The 26,513-nt window shown below is 61.2% G+C and carries 18 protein-coding genes and 1 pseudogene; 14 read left to right on the top strand and 5 right to left on the bottom strand.

Annotated features, from left to right (window positions below):
• Positions 1-149 precede the first annotated feature (149 nt).
• A complete protein-coding gene (locus tag QMK52_RS05145) occupies positions 150-851 on the bottom strand; it encodes an SPOR domain-containing protein (protein WP_005784023.1) in 702 nt (233 codons plus the stop codon).
• Between the two features lies 1 nt (position 852).
• Positions 853-2,589 carry an arginine--tRNA ligase gene (argS, locus tag QMK52_RS05140; RefSeq protein ID WP_005784024.1) on the bottom strand — a complete coding sequence of 579 codons (1,737 nt, stop codon included), beginning with the start codon at positions 2,587-2,589 and terminating at the stop codon, positions 853-855.
• Between argS and QMK52_RS05135 the strand changes: the two genes are divergently transcribed.
• Positions 2,560-2,757, top strand: coding sequence for a hypothetical protein (locus QMK52_RS05135; RefSeq protein WP_125969396.1), 198 nt, complete (start codon positions 2,560-2,562; stop codon positions 2,755-2,757). The genes argS and QMK52_RS05135 overlap by 30 nt on opposite strands.
• Before the next feature lie 54 nt (positions 2,758-2,811).
• Here the strand turns inward: QMK52_RS05135 and QMK52_RS05130 are convergent, their stop codons facing one another.
• On the bottom strand, positions 2,812-5,031 hold the full coding sequence (locus QMK52_RS05130) for a primosomal protein N' (RefSeq protein WP_320403878.1): 2,220 nt from the start codon (positions 5,029-5,031) through the stop codon (positions 2,812-2,814).
• 215 nt (positions 5,032-5,246) lie between these two features.
• Between QMK52_RS05130 and rpmE the strand changes: the two genes are divergently transcribed.
• The 3 genes from rpmE (at position 5,247) to QMK52_RS05115 (ending at position 7,752) form a co-directional block, all read left to right on the top strand.
• The gene (rpmE, locus tag QMK52_RS05125; RefSeq protein ID WP_005784030.1) at positions 5,247-5,480 is read left to right on the top strand and encodes a 50S ribosomal protein L31; all 234 of its coding nucleotides are present in this window, start codon (positions 5,247-5,249) and stop codon (positions 5,478-5,480) included.
• Positions 5,481-5,494: 14 nt separating this feature from the next.
• Complete coding sequence (locus tag QMK52_RS05120; RefSeq protein WP_005784032.1) at positions 5,495-6,301, top strand: thermonuclease family protein; 807 nt, start codon at positions 5,495-5,497, stop codon at positions 6,299-6,301.
• A gap of 182 nt (positions 6,302-6,483) precedes the next feature.
• Positions 6,484-7,752, top strand: a complete 1,269-nt coding sequence (locus QMK52_RS05115; RefSeq protein WP_005784034.1) for a malic enzyme-like NAD(P)-binding protein — start codon at positions 6,484-6,486, stop codon at positions 7,750-7,752.
• Positions 7,753-7,961: 209 nt separating this feature from the next.
• Here the strand turns inward: QMK52_RS05115 and QMK52_RS05110 are convergent, their stop codons facing one another.
• A complete protein-coding gene (locus QMK52_RS05110) occupies positions 7,962-10,424 on the bottom strand; it encodes a penicillin-binding protein 1A (RefSeq protein WP_413817842.1) in 2,463 nt (820 codons plus the stop codon).
• Positions 10,425-10,657: 233 nt separating this feature from the next.
• On the opposite strand from QMK52_RS05110, the gene pilM reads away from it, so the two are divergent.
• From pilM to hemE, 10 genes and pseudogenes are all read left to right on the top strand, one after another.
• A complete protein-coding gene (gene pilM / locus QMK52_RS05105) occupies positions 10,658-11,314 on the top strand; it encodes a type IV pilus assembly protein PilM (protein ID WP_194439901.1) in 657 nt (218 codons plus the stop codon).
• Positions 11,311-11,865: a PilN domain-containing protein gene (locus tag QMK52_RS05100; RefSeq protein ID WP_005784037.1), complete on the top strand. Its 555-nt coding sequence runs from the start codon at positions 11,311-11,313 to the stop codon at positions 11,863-11,865. The genes pilM and QMK52_RS05100 overlap by 4 nt, the downstream gene beginning before the upstream one ends.
• The gene (locus QMK52_RS05095) at positions 11,862-12,833 is read left to right on the top strand and encodes a pilus assembly protein PilP (protein WP_320403877.1); all 972 of its coding nucleotides are present in this window, start codon (positions 11,862-11,864) and stop codon (positions 12,831-12,833) included. The genes QMK52_RS05100 and QMK52_RS05095 overlap by 4 nt, the downstream gene beginning before the upstream one ends.
• A 138-nt stretch (positions 12,834-12,971) precedes the next feature.
• Positions 12,972-14,228 (top strand): annotated as a pseudogene (locus QMK52_RS05090) (type IV pilus secretin PilQ); the annotation flags it as partial.
• Positions 14,229-14,232: 4 nt separating this feature from the next.
• Positions 14,233-14,751 (top strand): shikimate kinase AroK, encoded by a 519-nt coding sequence (gene aroK, locus QMK52_RS05085; protein WP_005784043.1) that lies wholly within the window; start codon positions 14,233-14,235, stop codon positions 14,749-14,751.
• Between the two features lie 125 nt (positions 14,752-14,876).
• Positions 14,877-15,977, top strand: a complete 1,101-nt coding sequence (gene aroB / locus QMK52_RS05080) for a 3-dehydroquinate synthase (protein ID WP_005784045.1) — start codon at positions 14,877-14,879, stop codon at positions 15,975-15,977.
• Between the two features lie 10 nt (positions 15,978-15,987).
• Positions 15,988-17,559: an SPOR domain-containing protein gene (locus tag QMK52_RS05075; protein WP_005784047.1), complete on the top strand. Its 1,572-nt coding sequence runs from the start codon at positions 15,988-15,990 to the stop codon at positions 17,557-17,559.
• Between the two features lie 355 nt (positions 17,560-17,914).
• Positions 17,915-22,360, top strand: coding sequence for a glutamate synthase large subunit (gene gltB, locus QMK52_RS05070; RefSeq protein ID WP_032878304.1), 4,446 nt, complete (start codon positions 17,915-17,917; stop codon positions 22,358-22,360).
• Positions 22,361-22,392: 32 nt separating this feature from the next.
• The gene (locus tag QMK52_RS05065; RefSeq protein WP_003187920.1) at positions 22,393-23,811 is read left to right on the top strand and encodes an FAD-dependent oxidoreductase; all 1,419 of its coding nucleotides are present in this window, start codon (positions 22,393-22,395) and stop codon (positions 23,809-23,811) included.
• A gap of 238 nt (positions 23,812-24,049) precedes the next feature.
• The gene (gene hemE / locus QMK52_RS05060) at positions 24,050-25,117 is read left to right on the top strand and encodes a uroporphyrinogen decarboxylase (RefSeq protein WP_046070564.1); all 1,068 of its coding nucleotides are present in this window, start codon (positions 24,050-24,052) and stop codon (positions 25,115-25,117) included.
• 60 nt (positions 25,118-25,177) lie between these two features.
• On the opposite strand, the gene QMK52_RS05055 is transcribed toward hemE, so the two are convergent.
• Complete coding sequence (locus tag QMK52_RS05055; RefSeq protein WP_320403876.1) at positions 25,178-26,446, bottom strand: MFS transporter; 1,269 nt, start codon at positions 26,444-26,446, stop codon at positions 25,178-25,180.
• Positions 26,447-26,513 lie beyond the last annotated feature (67 nt).

The following is a 26,513-nucleotide window of genomic DNA, read 5'->3' as shown; positions in this document are numbered from 1 at the left end:
ATCCGACACCTATTCAAGAACACCGCAAAACCAAATGTGGGAAGGGGGCTTGCTCCCGATCGCGGTGTGTCAGTCGCTGAATATATTGACTGATATACCGCCATCGGGGGCAAGCCCCCTCCCACATTAGCTCTGCTATGTCTTCGAAATCAGCGGCTCTGGCGTTGTTGTAACAACAGGTTGCTAAACCCGGCCCCGGCCAATTGTTTCTGCGCCACGGTCAGTTGTTCGCGGTTGCTGAACGGCCCTACCAATACGCGATACCAGGTCGCGTCCTTCACCGTGCCGGACTCAACCGATACCGATTGGCCCAACAGAATGATCTGCGCACGCACACGATCGGCATCCGCCTGTTTCGGGAACGAGCCGGCCTGCAGGAAGAACTTGGTCACAGGCGCGGCCTTGGTCGCTGCCACTGGCGGTGCTGGCGGCGGAGTGATGCCGGCCAGTGCAGCCTGGGCGCGAGCCGTGTCGATTTTCGCCGCTTCCGCTGGGGTTACTGGCGTGGTCGGCACTTGCGGGGTCGGCAGGGTTTTCTCCGGCACGGCGTCGGGCGGCACGATCACTTCCGATTCCGGCAGCAGCGTGTAGAAGTCGTATTTCGGCTTCACCGGTGCGGTCGGGCTTGGCGCAGTCTTGTTGGCCTCGGCAATTTTCGTGGCCTTCTGCTGCTCCTGTTTGACGCGCTTGACGTCATCGCCCTGGCCAGGCTCCAGCTTCATCAGAAACACAACGAAGGCACCGACCGTCAGGCCGATGGCCATCCACAGCCAGCCCGGGATCGGCTGCTTCGCCGGGGCCTGATAACGGCTGGCGCCGCGTTTGGGTGCAGGTTTTTTCTTGGCAGCCAACTTACATACGCTCCAGAGTTTCCAGGCCCAAGAGTTCCAGGCCTTGCTTGAGGGTGCGTCCAGCCAATGCGGCAAGGCGCAGGCGACTTTGTTTCTGGGCTTCGTCGTCGGCGGTCAGGATCGGGCAGTTCTCGTAGAAGCTGGAGAACAGGCCGGCCACTTCGTACAAATAGGTGCACAGGATGTGCGGCGTGCCTTTTTCGCCAACGCTGTTGAGCACTTCGCTAAATTGCGCGAGCTTGGCCGCCAGTTCCTGTTCATGGGCGGCGTCCAGCACGATCTGGCCTTCGACTTCGCTGAAGTCCTTGCCCAGCTTGCGGAACACGCCGGCCACGCGGGTGTAGGCGTACAGCAGGTACGGCGCGGTGTTGCCTTCGAAGTTGAGCATCAGGTCGAAGTTGAAGCTGTAGTCGCTGGTGCGGTGCTTGGACAGGTCGGCGTATTTCACTGCGCCAATGCCCACCACGCGGGCGATGTTGCGCAGGTCGGCCTCGGCCAGCTCCGGGTTCTTTTCCTTCACCAGGTTGTAGGCGCGCTCCTGGGCTTCGGTCAGCAGGTCGATCAGCTTGACGGTGCCGCCGTCGCGGGTCTTGAACGGGCGGCCATCGGCGCCGTTCATGGTGCCGAAACCCATGTGTTCCATGTGCATCGGGTGGGTGACGAAACCGGCGCGACGGGCCACTTCAAACACTTGCTGGAAGTGCAGGGCCTGGCGCTGGTCGACGAAGTACAGCGCCCGGTCGGCCTTGAGCACGCCGCTGCGATAGCGCACAGCAGCCAGGTCGGTGGTGGCGTAGAGATAGCCGCCATCGGCCTTGACGATGATCACCGGCAGCGGCTCGCCGTCGGCGGTCTTGAATTCTTCGAGGAACACGCACTGCGCGCCGTTGCTCTCGACCAGCAGGCCCTTGGCCTTGAGGTCGTTGACCACGTTGATCAGGTCGTCGTTGTAGGCGCTTTCGCCCATCACGTCGGCCATGGTCAACTTCACGTTGAGCAGTTCGTAGATTTCCTGGCAGTGGGACAGGGAAATCTCACGGAAGCGGTTCCACAGCGCCAGGCATTCCTGGTCGCCGGCTTGCAGTTTGACCACCAGGCCACGGGCGCGGTCGGCAAACTCTTCGGATTCGTCGAAGCGTTTCTTGGCGGCGCGGTAGAAGTTTTCCAGGTCGGCCAGCTCGTTGCTGGTGATCGGGTTTTCCTGCAGGTAGGCCATCAACATGCCGAACTGGGTACCCCAGTCGCCGACGTGGTTCTGGCGGATCACGGTGTCGCCGAGGAACTCCAGCACCCGCGCCACACCGTCGCCGATGATGGTGGAGCGCAGGTGACCGACGTGCATCTCTTTGGCCAGGTTCGGCGCCGACAGGTCGATGACCACGCGTTGGGTGTCGCCAGCCTTGTGTGCGCCGATTTTGGCATCGGCCAGGGCTGCGTCCAGGCGCGAAGCCAAGGCCTGGGTGTTCTGGAAGAAGTTGATAAAGCCCGGGCCTGCGATTTCGGCCTTGGTGACACTGGCGTCAGCCGGCAGTGCAGCGATGATTTTTTCCGCCAGGTCGCGCGGTTTCATGCCGGCCGGCTTGGACAGCATCATCGCGATGTTGCTGGCGAAGTCGCCGTGGGTCTTGTCGCGGGTGTTCTCCACCTGGATCGCCGGCGACAGGCCTTCAGGCAACACACCTTCGTTGACGAGTTGGGTGAGGGCTTGTTGGATCAGCTGGCGAATGGTGTCTTTCATGGTGTTCTCTTTCGACCGCAAGCGGCGGCGCGCGATGCGCAGGTGGAAAAACTGGGCATTATCCGTGGCGAGGGCGGGCTTGCCAACCGTTCCGGACCTGTGGAGCATTTTGTAGGAGCGAGCTTGCTCGCGAAAATCGTCAACGATAACGCGGGCTTCCTGATTTAACGCGGTGTTCTTGAGTTTTTCGCGAGCAAGCTCGCTCCTACAGTGGTAGGTGGATCAATACAAATCTACTGGGTCTACGTCCAGAGACCATCGCACTTGTCGACCACTGGGCATTTGCTCCAGCTCAAGCATCCAGCTACTTAGCAGTCGATGCAGCGGTGCGCGGGAGGTTGCCTGCAAGAGTAACTGAGCCCGATAACGCCCGGCACGCCTCTCCATGGGCGCAGGCACAGGGCCGAGCAATTCGATGCCGGTCAGGCCCAACTCGCCCAGCAAACGTTCGGCCACGCTGCAGGCTTGATCGAGGAAACCTTCGGCCTGGCCGGGTTTGTGGGCTTCGGCACGCAGCAACGCCAAGTGCGCAAAGGGTGGCAAGCCGGCAGCGCGACGTTCGCTCAATGCCTGCTCGGCGAAGGCAAAATAGCCTTGTTCCGTCAGTTGAATCAGCAGCGGGTGGTCGGCCAGGTGCGTCTGGATAATCACCTTGCCCGGCTCTTCGGCCCGTCCTGCGCGCCCTGCCACCTGCACGATCAACTGCGCCATGCGTTCGCTGGCGCGGAAATCCCCGGAGAACAAACCTCCGTCGGCATCCAGGATCGACACCAGGGTCACCCGTGGGAAGTGGTGCCCTTTGGCGAGCATCTGCGTGCCGATCAGAATGCACGGTTGACCTTTCTGAATGGTGGCAAACAACTGGTTCATTGCATCTTTGCGCGACGTGCTGTCGCGGTCGACCCGCAGCACCGGGTAATCCGGGAACAGAATGCCCAGGCGCTCTTCGGCGCGCTCGGTGCCGGCCCCTACCGGGCGCAGGTCGACCTTGCCGCACTGCGGGCAATGGCGTGGCACCCGCTCTACATGGCCGCAGTGATGGCAACGCAATTCGCCGTGGCGCTGGTGCACGGTCATGCGCGCATCGCAGCGCTCGCACTCGGACATCCAGCCGCAGTCATGGCACAGCAGTGTCGGGGCAAAGCCGCGACGGTTAAGAAACACCAATACTTGCTGGCCCGCGGCGAGGGTCTGGCCGATGGCCTGTTGCATCGGACCGGAAATACCGCTGTCCAGCGGGCGGCTTTTCACGTCCAGGCGCAGGAAGCGCGGTTGTTTGGCGCCGCCGGCGCGCTCGTTCATGCGTAGCAGGCCATAACGGCCGGTGTAGGCGTTATGCAGGCTTTCCAGGGACGGCGTGGCCGAACCCAGCACGATCGGGATGTCTTCCTGGCGTGCGCGTACCAGCGCCAGGTCGCGGGCGTGGTAACGCAGGCCTTCCTGCTGTTTATAGGAGCCGTCATGCTCCTCGTCGATGATGATCAGCCCGGGGTTTTTCATCGGGGTGAACAGCGCCGAACGGGTGCCGATAATGATGTCTGCCTCGCCGTCCCGCGCTGCCAGCCACGACTCCAGGCGCTCACGGTCATTGACCGCCGAGTGCACCAGGGCGATGCGCGCGTTGAAGCGCTGCTCGAAACGCGCCAGGGTCTGTGGGCCCAGGTTGATCTCCGGGATCAGCACCAGTGCCTGCTTGCCGGCCTGCAGGGTTTCGCGGATCAGTTGCAAATACACTTCGGTCTTGCCGCTGCCGGTGACGCCGGCCAGCAGGAACGCATGGAAACTGTCGAACCCTGCGCGAATCGCCTCATACGCGGCGCGTTGCTCGGGGTTGAGCGGCAATTCCGGTTGGGCCAGCCAGTGTTCGTGGCGTGGGTCCGGGGCGTGCTTGCGGATTTCCACCTGCACCAGTCCCTTGGCCAACAGCAGGTCGAGGCTGTCTTTGCTCAGCATCAGCTTGCTTAACAGCTGATGGGCGACGCCATGGGGATGCTGGGCCAGTGTGGCCAGGGCTTCACGCTGGCGCGGGGCGCGGGCGATACGCGGGTCGTCGAGGCGTGCACCGGGCGCCATCGACCAGAAACGTTCCTGGCGCGCTTCGGCCAGTTCGCCCTGGCGCAGCAGCACTGGCAGCGCCCAGCTCAAGGTATCGCCCAGGCTGTGCTGGTAATACTGCGCAGTCCACAGGCACAGCTTGAACAGTGCCGGCGGCAGTGGCGGTGTGGCGTCGAGGATGGCCAGGGCCGGCTTGAGCTTTTCCGCCGGGACCTCGCTGTGATCCGCGACCTCCACCAGGATGCCGATCATTTCCCTGCGCCCAAACGGCACACGCACGCGCATCCCTGGCTGCAACTGCGCCCGCAGCACGCCGGCCGGGGCCCGGTAATCGAACAGGCGGCGCAGGGGGGAGGGCAGGGCTAGGCGCAAAATGGCGTCGGGCACGCGGGGCATCTCATATAAAGGCAGGCAGTGGGGCAGGGGCGCGAGCCTAGCAGAGCGGGGAGGGCTTGGGTATGCCACGGTTTTCTGATGAAAGGAGGTTTTTGGCCAGTAGCGCCGCTTGCGCGTTTAAAAAGGTCTGGTAGAATCCGCGGCCTAATTACGTGCGGTATTCGACAATAGTGTCGAGTGGCGGCACGCTAGCCCGAGGAAGTGCCATGAAAGCCGATATCCATCCAGCGTACGAAACCATCGAAGTTACCTGCAGCTGCGGCAACAAGTTCGAAACTCGTTCGAACCTGTGCAAGCCACTGGGTACTGACGTATGCAACGAGTGCCACCCGTTCTACACCGGTAAGCAGAAAACTCTGGACACCGGCGGTCGTGTACAGCGCTTCGCAGATCGCTTTGGTGCTTTCGGCAAGAAGCCTGCTGCTACTCCAGCAGAGTAAGGCTCAAAAGCCTTATGGGCTTTTGCCAGCTGTTGAAAAAGGCGTCCCTTGCGGGCGCCTTTTTTGTGCCCGGGATTTGGCTGGCAACCGCCCAGGCCGCGGTGTTCTGCCCGGCACCCGCTTCCGTGGCGCGGGTAGAAGTGCAGCGCGTGGTGGACGGCGACACCGTACGCCTCAAGGATGGCCGCAGCGTGCGGATGATCGGCCTCAATGCGCCGGAAACCGGCAAGAAGGGCCGTACTGACGAGCCGTTTGCCGTCGCCGCCCGCCAGCGTCTACAAGCATTGGTGCAGGCCAGTGATGGGCGTGTCGGTTTGGTGTCTGGCCGCGAGGGCAAGGATCATTACGGCCGCACCCTGGCCCACCTCTACGGCGCCAATGGCGAGAACCTGGAAGCGCAATTGCTCGCCGAGGGCTTGGGCTTCCAGGTGGGGGTGGCGCCGAATGTAGACCTCGCCACCTGCCAGCAGGCGGCGGAAAACAGCGCCCGCCAGGCGCGCCTGGGGCTGTGGCGCCAATCGCCGGTGCAAACGGTGGCGCAACTCAAGCGCTCCGGGTTTGCGCTGGTAACTGGCCGGGTCAGCAAGATCGAGCGCAATCGCGGTGGCATCTGGATTGAAATCCAGGGGTCACTGGTATTACGTATTGCCCCCGAACTGATCAGTCAGTTCGATCCGGCCATGCTCAATGGTCTGCAAGGTCGCACTATTGAAGCGCGCGGCTGGGTGCAGGATCGCTCCCGCCGCGGGGGTTTGAAAAGAGGTCAATTACGCTGGCTTCTGCCAATAACCGACCCAGGCATGCTGAAATCGACGCATTGAATAAAAAATTGTAGACATTTTTTATTTCGATTGTGAACAGTTGAGCCCTTGTATCCCGTGGCTCTTGGCCAAAAGTCGTAGCCCAGGGCCCTTGACACCTGTGACTGCCCAGTCTTGTAGGGACTTTGCGACACGCGTATCCTCGGCGGTCCGTCGACCAACAGTAAAAGCGGAATGCCGATATGTCTGATTTGAAAACTGCCGCTCTCGAATACCATGCCCATCCTCGTCCAGGAAAGCTGAGTGTAGAGCTCACCAAAGCCACTGCCACTGCTCGCGACCTGTCGCTGGCCTACAGCCCTGGTGTTGCCGAGCCCGTACGTGAAATCGCCCGTGACCCAGAACTGGCGTACAAGTACACCGGCAAGGGCAACCTGGTTGCAGTGATTTCCGATGGCACCGCGATCCTTGGCCTGGGTAACCTCGGCCCATTGGCTTCCAAGCCAGTCATGGAAGGTAAAGGCGTGCTGTTCAAGCGCTTTGCCGGCATCGACGTTTTCGACATCGAAGTCGATTCCGAGAGCCCGCAGGCTTTCATCGACACGGTCAAGCGCATTTCCATCACCTTCGGTGGCATCAACCTGGAAGACATCAAGGCACCTGAGTGCTTCGAGATCGAAAAGGCCCTGATCGAACAGTGCGACATCCCGGTATTCCACGATGACCAGCACGGCACCGCGATCGTTACTGCGGCGGGCATGATCAACGCCCTGGAAATCGCCGGCAAAACCCTGGGTGAGGCGAAGATCGTCTGCCTGGGCGCCGGTGCTGCGGCCATTTCCTGCATGAAGCTGATCATCAGCATGGGCGCCAAGCTGGAAAACATCTACATGGTCGACAGCAAGGGCGTGATCCAGTCCGAGCGTACCGACCTGAACCAGTACAAGGCGATGTTCGCCCACCCGTCCTCCAAGCGCACCCTGGCTGACGCCCTCGATGGTGCCGACGTGTTCGTCGGCCTGTCCGGCCCGAACCTGCTGAGCGCCGAAGGCCTGAAATCCATGGCGCCGAACCCGATCGTGTTCGCCTGTTCCAACCCGGATCCGGAAATCTCGCCTGAGCTGGCTCACGCCACTCGCAGCGACGTGATCATGGCTACCGGCCGTTCGGACTACCCGAACCAGGTCAACAACGTACTGGGCTTCCCGTTCATCTTCCGTGGTGCCCTGGACGTTCGCGCCAAGCGCATCAACGAAGAAATGAAAGTAGCGGCTGCCAACGCCCTGCGTGAACTGGCCAAGCTGCCGGTGCCTCAGGATGTGTGCGACGCCTACGGTGGTGCCAAGCTGGAATTTGGTCGTGAGTACATCATTCCAAAACCAATGGATAAGCGCCTGATCACCCTGATCTCCGATGCCGTGGCCAAGGCCGCGATCGAGACCGGTGTAGCAACCCTGCCGTATCCAAAGAACTACCCGCTGCAAAGCGTGGATGATGTGTTCAACGGCTAAGCCGTTATAGCGCACCAACAAAAAGCCCCGTCTCTCGCGAGTCGGGGCTTTTTGCTGCGTGACAATTATCTAAAGATTTGTGAAGGCCAAATGTGGGAGGGGGCTTGCTCCCGATGGCGGGCTGTCAGCCAATGAATAGTTGACTGATACACCGCCATCGGGAGCAAGCCCCCTCCCACATTTGGATCTATGTTGCGTCTTGGATCGGGTCAGAACAAATCGATCGGCGCGCCTTCGTCCGCCGGCAGCGGGCTGCCTGGTACAACCCCGTTGCCCAGCTCGTTGACCGACGGCGGCGTGTCCTCGCTCTTGAACAGCTCGAAGTAAGCATTCGGCGTACTCGGCGAAGCCGCACGTCCACTGATCGGATCGATGCGCAGGCTGAGGATGCCTTCCGGTTCCGGTTGGGTGTGCAAAGGCTTGTCCTTCAAGGCCGCGCCCATGTAGCTCATCCAGATCGGCAGGGCGACGGTGCCGCCAAACTCGCGGCGGCCCAGACTTTCAGGCTGGTCGTAGCCGGTCCACACAGTGGTCACGTAGTCGCCGTTATAGCCAGAGAACCAGGCGTCCTTGGATTCGTTGGTAGTACCGGTCTTGCCGGCAATATCTGCGCGGCCCAGGGCCAGTGCGCGGCGGCCGGTGCCCTTCTTGATCACGTCCTGCAGGATGCTGTTGAGAATATAGGTGGTACGGCCATCCACGATGCGCTCGGCAACTGCCGGGGCTTGCGGTTCGGTGGTCGCGGGGGCGGTTGCCGCAGGCGCTGTGCCTGGCGTGGGCTCGATGGTAATGCCGCCATTACCCGGTGCTGCGAGACCATCGGTTGCCGCCACACCATTGACCACATCACCGGGCACCCGTGGCGGGTTGGCGGTGAACAGGGTGTCGCCATTGCGGCTTTCGATCTTGTCGATCAGGTACGGCGCGATCTTGTAGCCGCCGTTGGCAAAGGTGCTCCAGCCGGTGGCGATTTCCATCGGCGTAAGGGTTGCGGTACCCAGCGCCAGGGACAGGTTGGGCGGCAAGTCCGACTTGGCGAAGCCGAAGCGCGTCATGTAGTCGATGGTCTTGCCCACGCCCATGGCCTGCAGCAGGCGGATCGACACCAGGTTGCGAGACTTGTACAACGCCTCGCGAATGCGGATCGGGCCGAGGAAGGTGTTGGTGTCGTTCTTCGGCCGCCAGACCTTGTCCAGGTATTCATCGACAAACACGATCGGTGCGTCGTTTACCAGGCTGGCGGCGGTGTAGCCGTTGTCCAGTGCGGCGCTGTAGACGAATGGCTTGAAACTTGAACCCGGCTGGCGCTTGGCCTGTATCGCACGGTTGTAGTTGCTCTGCTCAAAGGCGAAACCGCCGACCAGCGCGCGGATTGCGCCGTTCTGCGGATCGAGGGATACCAGGGCGCCTTGGGCGACCGGCACCTGGCTGAACTTGAGGCTGTCATCCTTCTGGCGTTGCACGCGGATCAAATCACCCACCTTGGCCACGTCGGACGGCTGCTTGGGCATCGGCCCCATGCTGTTGGTGTTCAGGAACGGGCGCGCCCATTTCATGCTGTCCCACGCCACGTGGGCTTCACCGGCGCGGGTCAGCACTTGAATGCCGTCTTTGGTCACCTCGGTGACGATGGCCGGCTCCAGGCCGCTGATCGAGCGCTGTTTGCCCAGTTCGGTGGTCCAGGCACTCAGGGTCTTGCCCGGCAGGCGCGACTCGGGGCCGCGGTAGCCGTGACGCTGATCATAGGTGATCAAGCCTTCGTGTACGGAGTTGTTGGCGATTTCCTGCAAGTTGCTCGGAACCGTCGTGGTCACGCGAAAGCCTTCGGTGTAGGCATCGCTGCCATAACGGCCAACCATTTCGGCGCGGGCCATTTCGGCGATGTACGGTGCATTCACTTCCGGCGTCGGCACGTGATAGCTGGCGTTCAGCGGCTCGGCCACGGCGCTTTCATAAGCGGCCTGATCGATCTTGCCCAGCTTGTACATGCGCCCCAGGATCCAGTCGCGACGTTCTTTACTGCGCGCCGGGTTGGCCAGTGGGTTGAAGCGCGACGGCGCCTTGGGCAGGCCGGCGATCATGGCCATCTGCGCCAGGCTGGCGTCACGAATCGATTTGCCATAGTAGACCTGGGAGGCGGCCTCAATGCCGTAGGCGCGGTTGCCCAGGTAGATCTTGTTGACGTACAGCTCGAGGATTTCGTCCTTGGTCAGTTGGCGTTCAATCTGTAGCGCCAGCAGGATCTCGGTGGCTTTGCGCGAAAAGCTGCGCTCGCTGGTGAGGAAGAAGTTCTTCGCCACCTGCATGGTGATGGTGCTGCCGCCGGATTGAATGTGTCCGCTCTTTACCAACTGAGTGGCCGCACGCACCAGGCTGCTGGGGTCGACACCGTAGTGGTTGGCGAAATTGTCATCTTCTGCCGACAGCAATGCACTGATGAAATTGGGTGGAATGTCGGCGAAACGGATCGGTGTGCGGCGCATTTCGCCGAACTCCGCGATCAGTTTTTCGTCGCTGCTGTAGACCCGCAAAGGAATCTGCAACTGGATACTTCTGAGGGCCTCTACGGAGGGCAAACCCGGACTAAGGTAGAGGTAGGCCCCGCTGAGTACGAGCAGCAGCCCGCAGACGATCGCGACTATGGAGTACCCGAAAAACTTCAGCAGACGAATCAAGGCTTTTGGATTTCCAGAGAAAAGAATGAGTTACGCGTCGGGGATGCATGGCAAACGATGGATCGACCCGGGCAGCAGATAAAAAAGCGGGAAAAAACGCTGGGCATTAAAGCATTTTTCAGCTTGGGGCGTCATTCGCGTGCCTCGAACAAGCCGACCGAATGCAGGGTGCCTGGCGGCAATCAAGCGAGATGACAGCCGGTATGACAGGGAAAGTTTTGGGGAGTTTTATGGGAAAGGGATTTTTCAGGCGAAAAGCCGACATCATCTTGGGTGTCGACATCAATGACAGCGGTATCAAGCTGATCGAACTGAGCCGTTCATCGGGTGGTTTCAGTGTCCAGGGCTATGCCACCCAGGCGCTGCCCGCCCATGCGGTCGTCGATGGCGCGTTGCTGGACGTCGAGGGCGTGGGGCGAGCCTTGCAACAAGCGTTATCCTGCCTGCGCACTTCGGCTCGACACGCCGCTGTGGCAGTGGCGGGCCCTTCGGTGATCACGCGGTTGATCGAGATGGATGCGGGCCTGCGCGACGAAGAAATGGCCTGGAAGATCCAGATGGAAGCTGACCAGTTCATTCCTTATCCATTGGATGAGGTTGCGATCGACTTTCAGATCCAGGGCCCATCGGCCCAAGGGCCGCAGTGGGTTGAAGTCATGTTGGCGGCCTGTCTGCGCGAGCAGGTCCAGGCGCGAGTGGCGGTTTTAGCCCTGGCGGGGCTGGTGCCGCGGGTGGTCGATGTCGAAGGGTTTGCATTGGAGCGCGCTTGCCGTCAGGATTTTGCCAGCTTCACGCCGGGTCATCGAGTCGATGGTGCACAATGGGCCGTGGATGCCCAAGGGATGGGAGTGGCTTGCGGGTTGGCCCTGAGGAGTTTCGCTGGATGACACGAATCAATCTTTTGCCTTGGCGTCAGGCGCTGGCAGAGCGCAAGCGCAGGTATTTCATGGTGCTATTGCTGGCATTTGCCTGCCTGGCGCTGGCGGCCGTGTGGCTGGCTGACCAGGTGATCGACCAGGCGATAGATCGGCAAGTGAGCCGCAATAGCCGCTTGGGTGAGGAGGTGGCTACCCAGGATTCGCGGATCAGGACCATCGACGACCTGCAGGAGCGAAGCCAGCAACTGGCCGAACGCATGAAGGTGGTGCAGGATCTGCACGACGCCCGCTCTTCCGGCGCCCGACTGTTCGAGCAATTGGCTCGTGCAATGCCTGAAGGTGTCCATCTGCATGAGGTGGTCGCAAACGGTGACACCATCAGCATTCGCGGCACGGCTGAAAGCAACCAGGATATCGCCCGGTTGATGCAGCAGCTCAAGCAGTCATCCCAAGGCTCCAGCTCGACTCGTCTGCAGCGTGTGCAGGCCGATGGAGCACGCGGCGAAAGTGAATTTCAGCTGATGGTGCGCCAGGGAGAATCCAGCGAGGCGCAACCATGAGCCTGCCCAGGCTCGATTTTCCCACGCTCTTCTACAACGCTGCTAAATGGCCCTTGCCTGGCAAGGTCCTGCTTGGCTGTGGGCTGGCCGGTCTGGTGCTGCTGATAGGAGAGGTTGCCTACCTGAGCTCGTCACGTGAGCGATTGCACGGGTTTGAGGCGCGGGAGCAAACGCTACAGCAGCAGTTGGCGGAAAAAACTGAACTGGCCTCCAGCCTTGAGGCGCGCACCGATCAGTTCAGGGCAATGGAGGACAAGGTCACAGGCCTTCTACGTCAATTGCCCGGCCAGTCAGAGGTGCCGGCCTTGCTTGAAGACATCGCCCGATTGGCGGTTGCCAATGGAGTATGGGTCGAGGGCATCACGGTGTTGGATGAAGAGCCTCGTCAGCTCTATATCGAGCAACCCATGCAAATCGGCGCCACCGGGGCGTATCACGACCTGGCGGCATTCATCGGTGCCCTGGGTGGGTTGCCGCGCGTCGTCACCGTGCAGGATGTTGCACTGGGGCATGACGGCGCCTTGCTGCGTCTGAACATGCTGGCAAAGACCTATCGGCGTACCACGCAAAGCGCCAAGGCCCGCGAAGCGTTCGACCCGGCTCAGCCATTGGTCTACACCCCATCGTTTGTGCGCGACCCGTTTCAGCCGCCCGGTTTGCAAGTAACTCGCGTGCCGGGGCGACCGGCCCTTGCGCCGGATCTCGCTCGGCCACGGGGGCTGCTGGAAGGCATGAACATCGATCAGTTCGAAATGGTCGGCACGCTGTCGTTGGGGGCGCAGGCTTTTGCCCTGCTGCGTGCCGGATCCAGGGTGCACCGGCTGACGATTGGTGATTACCTGGGGCCGGATCATGGCCAGGTCACGGCCATTCAAGAGGGGTCTATCCACTTGGTCGAACGGTTTCCCGATGAACAGGGCGGCTGGCTCGAACGCCCGCGAACCCTTGTGTTGAACGTCAACTCATAACGGAATCAAACAATGAAAAGGACTTTCTCGTCCTTCGGTGTGGCGCTATGGATAGCGTTCACGGCACCGATGGCTGCTGCTGTGCCCAATCGCCTGGACCTGATCCACCTGCCGCCGCCCGACAGTGCAGCGTCGGTCAGCTATACAGGCACCCGGCTGAATCTGAATTTCCAGGACATCGACCTGCGGGCGGTCTTGCAGCAAATCGCCGATGTCGCCGGGCTCAACCTGGTGACCAGTGATGAAGTGCAGGGCTCAATTACCCTGCGGCTCAAGGATGTGCCTTGGGATCAGGCGCTGGATCTGGTGCTGCAAACCAAAGGTCTGGATAAGCGCGTGAAAGCCGGTGTGTTGCTGGTGGCACCTGCGGATGAGTTGGCCGCTCGCGAACTGCTGGCGCTGGAGTCGCGCAAGCAGATGGCGGAACTCGCACCGCTGCGTCGGGAGCTGCTGCAGGTCAACTATGCCAAGGCGGCGGACCTGGCCAAGCTGTTTCAGTCGGTCACAGGTTTTGAAGGCGTCACGGATGAGCGCGGCTCGGTGGCGGTGGATGATCGCACCAACAACATCATCGCCTACCAGACCGGCGAACGGCTCGAAGAGCTGCGGCGTATCGTGGCGCAACTGGATATTCCCGTACGCCAAGTGATGATCGAGGCGCGAATTGTCGAGGCCAATGTCGACTACGACAAAAGCCTGGGCGTGCGCTGGGGTGGGCGGCTCAGTCATGGCAGGGGAAGTGTCGGAGGTATTTCCAAGCCCGTGGCAGACGGCGCCGAACCGCCGCAAAACCCGCCCAGCTCCCCGTTTGTCGATTTGGGTTCGCTGACCGGTACCTCGGGTCTGGGCGTGGCCTACATCACCGACAATCTACTGCTGGACCTTGAGCTGACAGCCATGGAGAAAACCGGCAACGGCGAAATCGTCTCGCAGCCCAAGGTGGTCACGTCCGACAAGGAGACGGCACGCATCCTCAATGGCACCGAAATTCCCTATCAAGAGTCCACCTCCCAGGGCGCTACCTCGGTGTCATTCAAGGAGGCTTCGCTTTCGCTGGAGGTCACGCCGCAAATCACCCCCGACGACCACGTGATCATGGCGGTCAAGGTCACCAAGGATGAGCCCGACTACTTGAACAGGCTCAATGACGTACCGCCGATCAAGAAAAACGAGGTCAACGCCAAGGTGCTGGTCAGGGATGGCGAGACCATCGTCATCGGTGGGGTTTTCTCCAATACCCAAAGCAAAGTGGTAGATAAAGTGCCATTTTTGGGCGATGTGCCGTATCTTGGCCGCCTTTTCCGGCGCGATGTGCTGGCGGAGAAAAAATCCGAGCTGCTGGTATTCCTGACTCCGCGTATCATGAATAACCAGGCGATTGCTGTGAGTCGTTGATTCTGTGCGAAATTTGATTCTTGTAGGGCCGATGGGGGCTGGAAAGAGCACCATCGGCCGTTTGCTGGCCAAAGAGCTGCGCCTGCCGTTCAAAGATTCCGACAAGGAAATTGAATTGCGCACGGGTGCCAATATCCCATGGATCTTCGATAAAGAAGGCGAGCTGGGCTTTCGCGACCGCGAGCAGGCGATGATTGCCGAGCTGTGTGGCTGCGATGGCGTGGTATTGGCGACCGGCGGTGGCGCCGTCATGCGCGACGAAAACCGTCGAGCGCTGTATGCCGGTGGTCGGGTAGTGTATTTGCATGCCTCGGTCGAGCAGCAGGTGGGCCGCACCGCCCGCGATCGCAATCGCCCGTTGCTGCGCACGGCCAACCCGGAAAAAACCCTGCGGGACCTGCTGGCGCTGCGCGATCCGCTGTATCGGGAAATCGCCGATCTGGTGGTGGAAACCGATGAGCGACCCCCTCGGATGGTGGTGCTCGATATTCTGGAGCGCCTGCAGCGGTTGCCACCCCGTTAAAGCCTGGCCCGAAATGCGCTATTCTCGGCGGCGCGCCATAACCTTGTGAGGTGTGGCGTAGAGCCATCAGGTGATGTCGGATTGCGACATTGCCGGTCGTCAATACATCTTCAACGCGGGGAAACATGCAGACACTTAAGGTCGATCTAGGCGAGCGCAGCTACCCGATCCACATTGGCGAAGGTCTGTTGGACCAGCCCGAACTGCTCGCGCCGCATATTGCCGGTCGGCAGGTGGCGATCATCTCCAACGAAACGGTTGCGCCCCTGTATCTTGAGCGTTTGAGCCGCAGCCTTGCGGCGTATTCGGTGATTTCCGTGGTGTTGCCCGACGGCGAAGCCCACAAGAACTGGGAAACCCTGCAACTGATCTTTGATGGCCTGCTGACTGCGCGCCATGACCGTCGAACCACCGTGGTTGCCCTGGGCGGCGGTGTGATCGGCGACATGGCCGGTTTTGCTGCAGCCTGCTACCAGCGCGGCGTGGATTTTATCCAGGTGCCGACCACTCTGCTGTCCCAGGTCGATTCGTCGGTGGGCGGCAAGACCGGTATCAACCACCCGCTGGGCAAGAACATGGTCGGTGCGTTCTACCAGCCACAGGCCGTGCTGATCGACACCGCTACCCTCAACACACTGCCACCGCGCGAGTTGTCGGCGGGCCTGGCGGAAGTCATCAAGTACGGGCTGATCTGTGACGAGCCCTTCCTGAGCTGGCTTGAAGAACATGTAGATGCCTTGCGCGCACTCGACCAGGTGGCCTTGACCGAGGCGATTTCCCGCTCCTGCGCCGCCAAGGCGCTGGTGGTCAATGCCGACGAACGGGAGTCCGGCGTGCGCGCTACCCTGAACCTGGGCCACACCTTCGGCCATGCGATCGAAACGCACATGGGCTATGGTGTGTGGCTGCATGGGGAAGCCGTAGCGGCTGGCACGGTGATGGCGTTGGAGATGTCGCAACGCCTGGGCTGGATCAGCGCCCAGGAGCGTGATCGCGGTATCCGCCTGTTCCAGCGCGCCGGCTTACCGGTCATCCCTCCCACAGAGATGACCGAGGCAGATTTTCTCGAACATATGGCAATAGACAAGAAAGTGATCGACGGTCGACTGCGACTGGTACTGCTGCGCCACATGGGCGAGGCGGTGGTGACCGACGATTATCCGAAAGAGATTTTACAGGCCACGCTGGGAGCGGATTACCGCGCCCTGGCCCAGCTTAAAGGTTAATAAGATCCCGATGACTAGTTTGCATGCCGACGAGGCGTTCCTCGGCCATTATCACTTGAGCCATGACCCTTTTGCTCCACGGGTACCTGGTTTCAAATTCTTCCCTGCCCAGCGCAAGCCGGTATTGGGGCAACTGCATCATCTGGCGCGCTACAGCCAGTTGCTGCTGGTGGTCACGGGACCGTTGGGCAGTGGCAAGACCTTGCTGCGCCAGGCGCTGGTCGCCAGCACCAACAAGCAATCGGTGCAGAGCGTGGTGGTATCGGCACGTGGCGCCGGTGACGCAGCGGGTGTACTGCGCCAGGTTGCACAGGCCCTGGACGTATCCAACGCCGAGCCGAACGCGATTCTCAAACAGGTGGTGCAACTGGGTCTGACCGGCCAGGAAGTCTACCTGCTGGTCGACGACGCCGAGCAGCTTGACGAATCCGCGCTGGAAGCGCTGTTGGCGCTGGCCGCGGGCACGCCGGAAGGCCGCCCGCATGTGTTCCTGTTTGGCGAATCGTCGTTGATCGCCGATCTGGAGCAGATCAGCGGTGAGCAAGAGCTGTTCCACGTCATCGAATTGCAGCCGTACGAAGAGGAAGAAACCCGCGAATACCTGGCTCAGCGCCTCGAAGGTGCAGGGGCCGGTATCGAACTTTTCTCCGCTGCGCAGATCTCTGATATTCACGAAAGCTCCGATGGCTGGCCTGGAAACATCAACCAGGTTGCCCGCGATGCGATGATCGAAGCCATGATTGCCAGCCGCTCTGCGGTCAAGCGTCCAAAGATGGGGTTCACTATGCCTAAGAAGCACGTATTGGCTATTTCCGCCGTTGTCGTGGTCGCTGTAGCCGCCGCCTGGTTGATCCCGGGTCGCAACAAGGCACCGACAACAACCGGCGCGCCAACTGAGCAGGCGCAGTTGCCACTGGGCAAGCCCACGCCAAATGTCGAATTCGCCAACTCCGGCCAACCGACCAACCTGCCGATGGTCGGCCAGCCTGTAATGCGCGGCCCGCTCGCTGAAGAAGCCGGTGGCATCTCCGAAGGCGATGACGGCGTGCCGGTGGAAGGCTCCAGCGCCACGCCGCCGACCGTGACCACCACCGCGCCACCAGCGGGCGTACCGGCCGGCACGCCAGCAACCCCAGTAGCGCCTGCCGCACCGGTTGCGCCAGTTGCCAAGCCGACTCCGGCGCCGACAGTAGCGACAGCCAAGCCCGCAGCACCAGTTGCCAAGCCGGCACCGGCCCCCGCGGCCAAGCCTGCTGAAAAACCTGCCGCTACCGTGGCCAAGGCCGGCGCCGCTGGCAGCAGCTGGTACAGCAGCCAGCCTACCGGCAATTTCGTGGTGCAGATCCTCGGCACCAGCTCTGAAGCCAACGCCCAGGCGTTCGTGAAAGAGCAGGGCGGCCAGTACCGTTATTTCAAGAAAGTGCTCAACGGCAAGCCTCTCTACGTGATCACCTACGGCAGCTTCCCGAGCCGCGCCGCAGCCGATTCTGCCATCAAGGCCTTGCCAGCGAAGGTTCAGGCTGGTAAACCTTGGCCTCGCACTGTTGCCAGCGTTCAACAAGAACTGGCAGCAACTCGCTGAAGATCCGGCGGCCTTACCCAGGCCGCCCTCCCGGCACCTCAAAAAACAATCGCAAGGCGTGCAGTCCCCCGCAAGGACCGCGCGCTTTGTGGTGTCTGCGCCACAGTAGCTTTTGAGTCGTAGCGGTCAGAATTAAAAAAGTTTTGACTAGCACAGCATATCGCTTTAAACCTTTCATAAATGCGACATAGATTTGCGACATTTCGTCGCTAAATTTGTGAGCGTCTGTGTCGGTGTGTACAATGACCTCCCTTTTGCCCCCGCTAAGCCGGCGTACGTTCGGCGTGGAAGGTAACCGGTTGAATTGAAAAGAAATTTGCCTCGATATAAGAGGCAGCCTGGTGAGAAAGTGTCTATGAAAGCAGGTCTGTACCAACCCGATGAATTCAAGGATAACTGCGGTTTCGGCCTGATAGCCCACATGCAGGGCGAGCCCAGTCATACCCTTTTGCAAACGGCCATCGAGGCCCTGACCTGCATGACCCACCGCGGTGGGATCAACGCCGACGGCAAGACCGGTGACGGTTGCGGCTTGCTGATTCAAAAGCCCGACCAGTTCCTGCGCGCTGTCGCCAAAGAGCATTTTGCGGCCGACCTGCCCAAGCAGTACGCCGTGGGCATGGTGTTTTTCAACCAGGACCCGGTAAAAGCCGAAGCCGCTCGCGAGAACATGAACCGCGAGATCGTTGCTGCCGGCCTGCAACTGGTCGGCTGGCGCAAAGTGCCAATCGACACCAGCGTACTCGGCCGCCTGGCCCTGGAGCGCCTGCCGCAGATCGAACAAGTGTTCATCGCGGGTGACGGTCTGAGCGACCAGGACATGGCGATCAAGCTGTTCACGTCCCGTCGTCGTTCGTCGGTGCTCAACGCCGCCGACACTGACCATTACATCTGCAGCTTTTCCCACAAGACCATCATTTATAAAGGCCTGATGATGCCGGCGGATCTCACCGCCTTTTATCCAGACCTGAGCGATGAGCGCCTGCAAACCGCAATCTGCGTGTTCCACCAGCGTTTCTCCACCAACACCCTGCCGAAATGGCCGCTGGCCCAGCCATTCCGTTTCCTCGCCCACAACGGCGAGATCAATACCATCACCGGCAACCGCAACTGGGCCGTGGCCCGTCGCACCAAGTTCGCCAACGATTTGATGGACCTCGAAGAGCTCGGCCCGCTGGTCAACCGCGTGGGTTCCGACTCCTCCAGCATGGACAACATGCTTGAGCTGATGGTCACCGGTGGCATCGACCTGTTCCGTGGCGTGCGCATGATCATTCCGCCTGCGTGGCAGAACGTCGAGACCATGGACCCCGACCTGCGGGCGTTCTACGAATACAACTCGATGCACATGGAGCCGTGGGACGGCCCGGCCGGCGTGGTCATGACCGACGGCCGCTACGCGGTGTGCCTGCTCGACCGTAACGGCTTGCGCCCGGCGCGCTGGGTCACCACCACCAACGGCTTTATCACCCTGGCGTCGGAAATCGGCGTGTGGGACTACAAGCCTGAAGACGTGATCGCCAAAGGCCGTGTCGGCCCTGGCCAGATCCTGGCCGTGGACACCGAAACCGGGCAGATCCTCGACACCGACGCCATCGACAACCGTCTGAAGTCGCGTCACCCGTACAAGCAATGGCTGCGCAAAAACGCCCTGCGCATCCAGGCGACCATGGAAGACAATGACCACGGTTCGGCTTTCTACGACATCGACCAGCTCAAGCAATACATGAAGATGTATCAGGTCACGTTCGAAGAACGTGATCAGGTGCTGCGCCCGCTCGGCGAGCAAGGCTACGAAGCCGTAGGCTCCATGGGCGACGATACGCCGATGGCTGTGCTGTCCCAGCGCGTGCGCACGCCGTACGACTACTTCCGCCAGCAGTTCGCCCAGGTGACCAACCCACCGATCGACCCGCTGCGCGAAGCCATCGTGATGTCGCTGGAAGTGTGCCTCGGTGCCGAACGCAATATCTTCCAGGAATCGCCTGAGCACGCCTCCCGTGTGATCCTCAGCTCGCCGGTCGTTTCCCCGGCCAAGTGGCGCTCGCTGATGACCCTGGAGCGTCCAGGCTTCGACCGCCAGATCATCGACCTGAACTACGACGAGAGCCTCGGCCTTGAAGCCGCTGTGCGCAACGTCGCCGACCAGGCTGAAGAAGCTGTGCGCGCCGGCCGCACTCAGATCGTACTGACCGACCGCCATATCGCGCCGGGCAAGTTGCCGATCCACGCGTCCCTGGCGACTGGCGCGGTGCACCACCGCCTGACCGAAAAAGGCCTGCGCTGCGACTCCAACATTCTGGTGGAAACCGCCACTGCCCGTGACCCGCACCACTTCGCGGTGCTGATCGGCTTCGGCGCCTCGGCGGTTTACCCGTTCCTGGCGTATGAAGTACTCGGTGACCTGATCCGTACCGGTGAAGTGTTGGGCGACCTCTACGAGGTGTTCAAGAACTACCGCAAGGGCATCACCAAAGGCCTGTTGAAGATCCTGTCGAAGATGGGCATCTCCACCGTCACCTCCTACCGTGGCGCGCAATTGTTCGAAGCCATCGGCCTGTCAGAAGAAGTCTGCGAGCTGAGCTTCCGTGGCGTGCCGAGCCGTATCAAGGGCGCGCGTTTCGTCGATATCGAAGCCGAGCAGAAAGCCCTGGCCGCCGAAGCCTGGAGCGCGCGCAAGCCGATCCAGCAAGGCGGCCTGCTCAAGTTCGTGCACGGTGGCGAATACCACGCCTACAACCCGGACGTGGTCAGTACCCTGCAAGCCGCCGTGCAGCAGGGCGACTACGCCAAGTTCAAGGAATACACGAGCCTGGTGGATAACCGCCCGGTGTCGATGATCCGCGATCTGTTCAAGGTGAAGACCCTGGACACGCCGATGGACATCGCCGAAGTCGAGCCGCTGGAATCGATCCTCAAGCGCTTCGACTCCGCCGGCATTTCCCTGGGCGCCTTGTCACCTGAGGCTCACGAAGCCCTGGCCGAAGCCATGAACCGCCTGGGTGCGCGTTCCAACTCCGGCGAAGGCGGCGAAGACCCGGCGCGTTATGGCACGCTCAAAAGCTCGAAAATCAAGCAGGTGGCCACCGGCCGTTTCGGTGTGACCCCGGAGTACCTGGTCAACGCCGAAGTGCTGCAGATCAAGGTTGCCCAGGGCGCCAAACCGGGTGAGGGCGGGCAATTGCCAGGCGGCAAGGTCAACGGCCTGATCGCCAAGCTGCGTTATGCAGTGCCGGGCGTGACTCTGATCTCGCCGCCGCCGCACCACGACATCTACTCGATTGAAGATTTGTCGCAGCTGATTTTCGACCTCAAACAAGTCAACCCGCAGGCCCTGGTCTCGGTAAAACTGGTCGCAGAAGCCGGCGTCGGCACCATCGCCGCTGGCGTGGCCAAGGCCTATGCCGACCTGATCACCATCTCCGGCTACGACGGCGGCACCGGCGCTTCGCCGCTGACCTCGATCAAGTACGCCGGTGCGCCGTGGGAGCTCGGCCTGGCCGAAACCCACCAGACCCTGCGCGGCAACGACCTGCGCGGCAAGGTGCGGGTACAGACCGACGGCGGCCTGAAAACCGGCCTCGACGTGATCAAGGCGGCGATCCTTGGCGCCGAGAGTTTCGGCTTCGGCACCGCGCCCATGATCGCGCTGGGCTGCAAATACCTGCGTATCTGCCACCTGAACAACTGCGCTACCGGCGTGGCGACTCAGAACGAAAAACTGCGCAAGGACCACTACATCGGCACCGTCGACATGGTGGTGAATTTCTTCACCTACGTCGCCGAAGAAACCCGTGAGTGGCTGGCCAAGCTGGGCGTGCGTTCGCTGGAAGAGCTGATTGGTCGCACCGACCTGTTGGACATCCTCGAAGGCCAGACCGCCAAGCAACAGCATTTGGACCTGACACCGCTGTTGGGCAGCGATCACATCCCCGCAGACAAGCCACAATTCTGCCAAGTGGACCGCAACCCGCCGTTCGACAAAGGCCTGCTGGCCGAGAAAATGGTCGAAATGGCCGGCTCCTCGATCAGCGATGCCAGCGGTGGCGAATTCGCCCTGGATATCTGCAACTGTGACCGTTCCATCGGTGCTCGCATCTCCGGTGAAATCGCGCGCAAGCACGGCAACCAGGGCATGGCGAAAGCGCCGATCACCTTCCGCTTCAAGGGCACTGCGGGCCAGAGTTTCGGTGTGTGGAACGCCGGTGGCCTGCACATGTACCTGGAAGGTGACGCCAACGACTACGTGGGCAAAGGCATGACCGGCGGCAAGCTGGTCATCGTCCCGCCGGCTGGCAGCGTATACAAGACCCAGGACAGTGCCATCATCGGCAACACCTGCTTGTACGGCGCCACCGGTGGCAAGCTGTTTGCCGCGGGTACTGCCGGTGAGCGCTTCGCCGTGCGTAACTCCGGTGCCCACACCGTGGTGGAAGGCACTGGCGATCACTGCTGCGAGTACATGACCGGAGGCTTTGTCGCGGTACTGGGCAAGACCGGTTACAACTTCGGTTCGGGCATGACCGGCGGTTTCGCCTACGTGCTCGACCAGGACAACACCTTCGTCGACAAGGTCAACCACGAGTTGGTCGAGATCCAGCGGATCAGCGGTGAAGCCATGGAATCCTACCGGAACCACTTGCAGCACGTGCTGGATGAGTACGTCGAGGAGACCGGCAGTGAATGGGGTCGCAACCTCGCCGAAAACCTCGATGATTACCTGCGTCGTTTCTGGCTGGTCAAGCCCAAGGCTGCCAACCTGAAATCGTTGCTTTCCAGCATCCGTGCCAACCCGCAGTGATATGCGCCTGAACAGTTTGATGAGGTTTTAACATGGCTGAACGTCTGAATAACGACTTCCAGTTCATCGATGTCGGGCGCAAAGATCCGAAGAAGAAACTGTTGCGTCAACGCAAGAAAGAGTTCGTGGAGATCTACGAGCCCTTCAAACCCCAGCACTCGGCCGATCAGGCCCATCGCTGCCTGGGGTGCGGTAACCCGTATTGCGAATGGAAGTGCCCGGTGCACAACTTCATTCCCAACTGGCTCAAACTGGTGGCCGAGGGCAACATCCTCGCCGCCGCCGAGCTGTCGCACCAGACCAACACCCTGCCGGAAGTCTGCGGCCGGGTGTGCCCGCAAGACCGTCTATGTGAAGGTGCCTGCACCCTCAACGATGGCTTCGGCGCGGTGACCATCGGTTCGGTGGAGAAGTACATCACCGACACCGCGTTCGCCATGGGCTGGCGCCCGGACATGTCCAAGGTCAAGCCGACCGGCAAGCGTGTTGCGATTATCGGCGCGGGCCCGGCGGGCCTGGGGTGTGCCGACGTGTTGGTGCGTGGTGGCGTGACCCCGGTGGTGTTCGACAAGAACCCGGAGATCGGTGGCCTGCTGACTTTCGGTATTCCCGAGTTCAAGCTGGAAAAAACCGTACTGAGTCACCGTCGTGAAGTGTTCACCGGCATGGGTATCGAGTTCCGCCTCAATACCGAAATCGGCAAAGACATCACCATGGAGCAACTGCTCGCCGAATACGATGCGGTGTTCATGGGCATGGGCACCTACACCTATATGAAGGGCGGCTTTGCCGGTGAAGACTTGCCGGGCGTGTATGACGCGCTCGACTTCCTGATTGCCAACGTCAACCGCAACCTGGGCTTTGAAAAGTCGCCGGAAGATTTCGTCGACATGAAAGGCAAGAAGGTCGTGGTGCTGGGCGGTGGCGACACCGCGATGGACTGCAACCGTACCTCGATCCGCCAGGGCGCCAAGTCGGTCACCTGTGCGTATCGTCGCGACGAAGCCAACATGCCCGGCTCGCGCAAAGAGGTGAAGAACGCCAAGGAAGAAGGCGTGAAATTCCTCTACAACCGCCAGCCGATTGCGATCGTCGGTGAAGACCGCGTCGAAGGCGTGAAGGTGGTCGAGACCCGTCTCGGCGAACCGGATGCCCGAGGCCGTCGCAGCCCCGAGCCGATCCCGGGTTCCGAAGAGATTATCCCGGCCGATGCCGTGGTCATCGCTTTCGGTTTCCGTCCAAGCCCGGCGCCCTGGTTCGAGCAGTTCGAAATCCAGACCGACAGCCAGGGCCGCGTCGTAGCCCCGGAGCAAGGCCAGTACAAGCATCAGACCAGCAACCCGAAAATCTTCGCCGGTGGCGATATGGTGCGCGGTTCCGACCTGGTAGTGACGGCGATCTTCGAAGGCCGCAATGCCGCCGAAGGCATCCTGGATTACCTTCAAGTTTGATTTGAAACACGGTCAACTGTGGGAGCTGGCTTGCCTGCGATAGCGATAGTGAATTCACCACCGCCATCGCAGGCAAGCCAGCTCCCACACAAACCCCATTCCAGATAGGGTTTGGTGGTGTCTGTCATACCGCAAGACACCGCGACAAATTGACCCGATAGACAAAAGGCAAGGCGCATTCCGTGCCTTTTGCGTCGCGCTCTGAGAAAATGCCCGCACTTTTTTTGCGGATGCCGACATGACTGCCCTCAAGAACGACCGTTTCCTTCGTGCCCTGCTCAAGCAACCTGTAGACGTCACGCCCGTGTGGATGATGCGTCAAGCCGGTCGCTACCTGCCGGAATACCGCGCCAGCCGCGCCCACGCCGGTGACTTCATGAGCCTGTGCATGAATCCTGCGTTCGCCTGCGAAGTCACGATGCAGCCGCTGGACCGCTACCCGCAACTGGATGCGGCCATTCTCTTCTCCGATATCCTCACCATCCCCGACGCCATGGGCCAGGGCCTGTACTTCGAGACCGGCGAAGGCCCGCGCTTCAGGAAAGTCGTCAGTACCCTGGCCGATATCGAAGCCTTGCCGATCCCTGATCCGCACAAAGACCTCGGTTATGTGATGGATGCGGTCAGCACCATCCGCCGCGAGCTCAACGGTCGCGTGCCGCTGATTGGCTTCTCTGGCAGCCCGTGGACGCTGGCCACCTATATGGTCGAAGGCGGTTCGTCGAAAGACTTCCGCAAGACCAAGGCCATGCTCTACGACAACCCGCAAGCCATGCACCTGTTGCTGGACAAGCTGGCGCAGTCGGTGACCTCCTACCTCAACGGCCAGATCATGGCCGGTGCGCAAGCGGTGCAGATCTTCGACACCTGGGGCGGCAACCTGTCGGCGGCGGCGTACCAGGAATTCTCCCTGGCCTACATGCGCAAGATCGTCAGCGGGCTGATCCGCGAACACGAAGGCCGCAAGGTTCCGGTCATCCTGTTCACCAAGGGCGGCGGCCTGTGGCTGGAAAGCATCGCCGATGCTGGCGCCGATGCATTGGGCCTGGACTGGACCTGCGATATCGGCGAAGCCCGCCGTCGCGTTGGAAACCAGGTTGCGCTGCAAGGCAACATGGACCCCACTGTGCTGTACGCCAAGCCGGAAGCGATCCGCACGGAAGTCGGGCGCATCCTGGCCAGCTATGGCAAGGGCACCGGCCATGTGTTCAACCTCGGCCATGGCATCACGCCGGAAGTGAACCCGGAACATGCCGGCGCGTTCCTGCGTGCAGTGCACGAACTGTCGGCGCAATACCACGAATAAAGCACACAGCAAAAATGTGGGAGGGGGCTTGCCCCCTCCCACATTAAAAGCCAGAAACCTTCAGACCTGCCCCAACGGCGGCAACTTCGCCAGCTTCAACGCCACCAGCAACGCGCCGATCAGTAGCGCGATAATGAATCCGCCAATCCCGTTCCACCCGGCAAAATGCCAGAAGAACCCGCCTGCCGTCCCGGCGATACTCGATCCCACGTAATAGCAGAACAGGTAAAGCGACGACGCCTGCCCCTTGGCTTTCACCGCACGGCGGCCGATCCAGCTGCTGGCCACCGAGTGGGCGCCGAAGAAGCCGAACGTGAAGATCAACATGCCCGGCACCACCAGCCACAGCGGGGTGAACAGCGTCAGGGCCATGCCGGCGAGCATCAGCACGATGGTGGCCCACAGCACCCGGCGGCGGCCAAGGCGGTCGGCCAGAGAGCCGATCTTGGCCGAGCTGTAAATGCCCGAGAGGTACACCAGCGACAGCAGGCCCACTACGGCCTGGCTCAGTTCATAGGGTGAGGCCAGCAGGCGATAACCGATGTAGTTGAACATCGTTACGAACGCGCCCATCAACAGGAAGGCTTCGAGGAACAGCCACGGTAGGCCCGCATCCTTGAAATGCATGACAAAGCCATCCACCAGGCTGCGTGGTTTGAGGCTGCTGGCGCGGAAGTTGCGCGATTCGGGGAGGATCTTCCAGAACACCGTGGCGGCGATCAACGCCAGAGCGCCGATGATCAGCATTGCGGTGTGCCAGCTGACAAAATCGATCAACACGCCGATGATCAGGCGCCCGCTCATGCCGCCAATCGCGTTGCCGCCGATGTACAGGCCCATGGCCAGGCCGATGTGCTGCGGGTGGATCTCTTCGCTGAGGTAGGTCATCGCCACGGCAGCCAGGCCGCTCAGGGACAGGCCCACCAGCGCCCGCATCAGCAGAATCCCCTCCCAGGTCGGCATCAGACCGCTGGCGATGGTGGCCAGCGCCGCACAGAACAACGCGGCGACCATCACCGGCTTGCGCCCCAGCCTGTCGGATATCGGCCCGGTGATCAGCAGGCCGCAGGCGAGCATCGCGGTCGCGACCGAAAGAATCAGGCTGCTTTGCGCCGCATTGATGGAAAATTCGTGGGACAGCGCCGGCATCATCGGTTGTACGCAATACAGCAGGGCGAAGGTGGCAAACCCGCCGGAGAACAGCGCCAACACCGTGCGCATGAACATCGGCGTGCCTTTTTCGATGTACTCGTCATTAAGCTGCGCCACCACCTCATCGAGGGCTGAGGGCGGGGTGTGTTGGGCAAGTGGAGCAACAGCAGGATTCACGGGGGACCTCGGGGAGGAAAGTCTGCCAGGACTGGCAATACGAAAAAGAATATAGCTGGCTAATGAT

It is taken from the genome of Pseudomonas sp. P9_2, assembly GCF_034008255.1.
GTDB classification, from domain to species: domain Bacteria; phylum Pseudomonadota; class Gammaproteobacteria; order Pseudomonadales; family Pseudomonadaceae; genus Aquipseudomonas; species Aquipseudomonas synxantha_A.
This window is presented reverse-complemented; position numbering and strand designations above follow the sequence as displayed.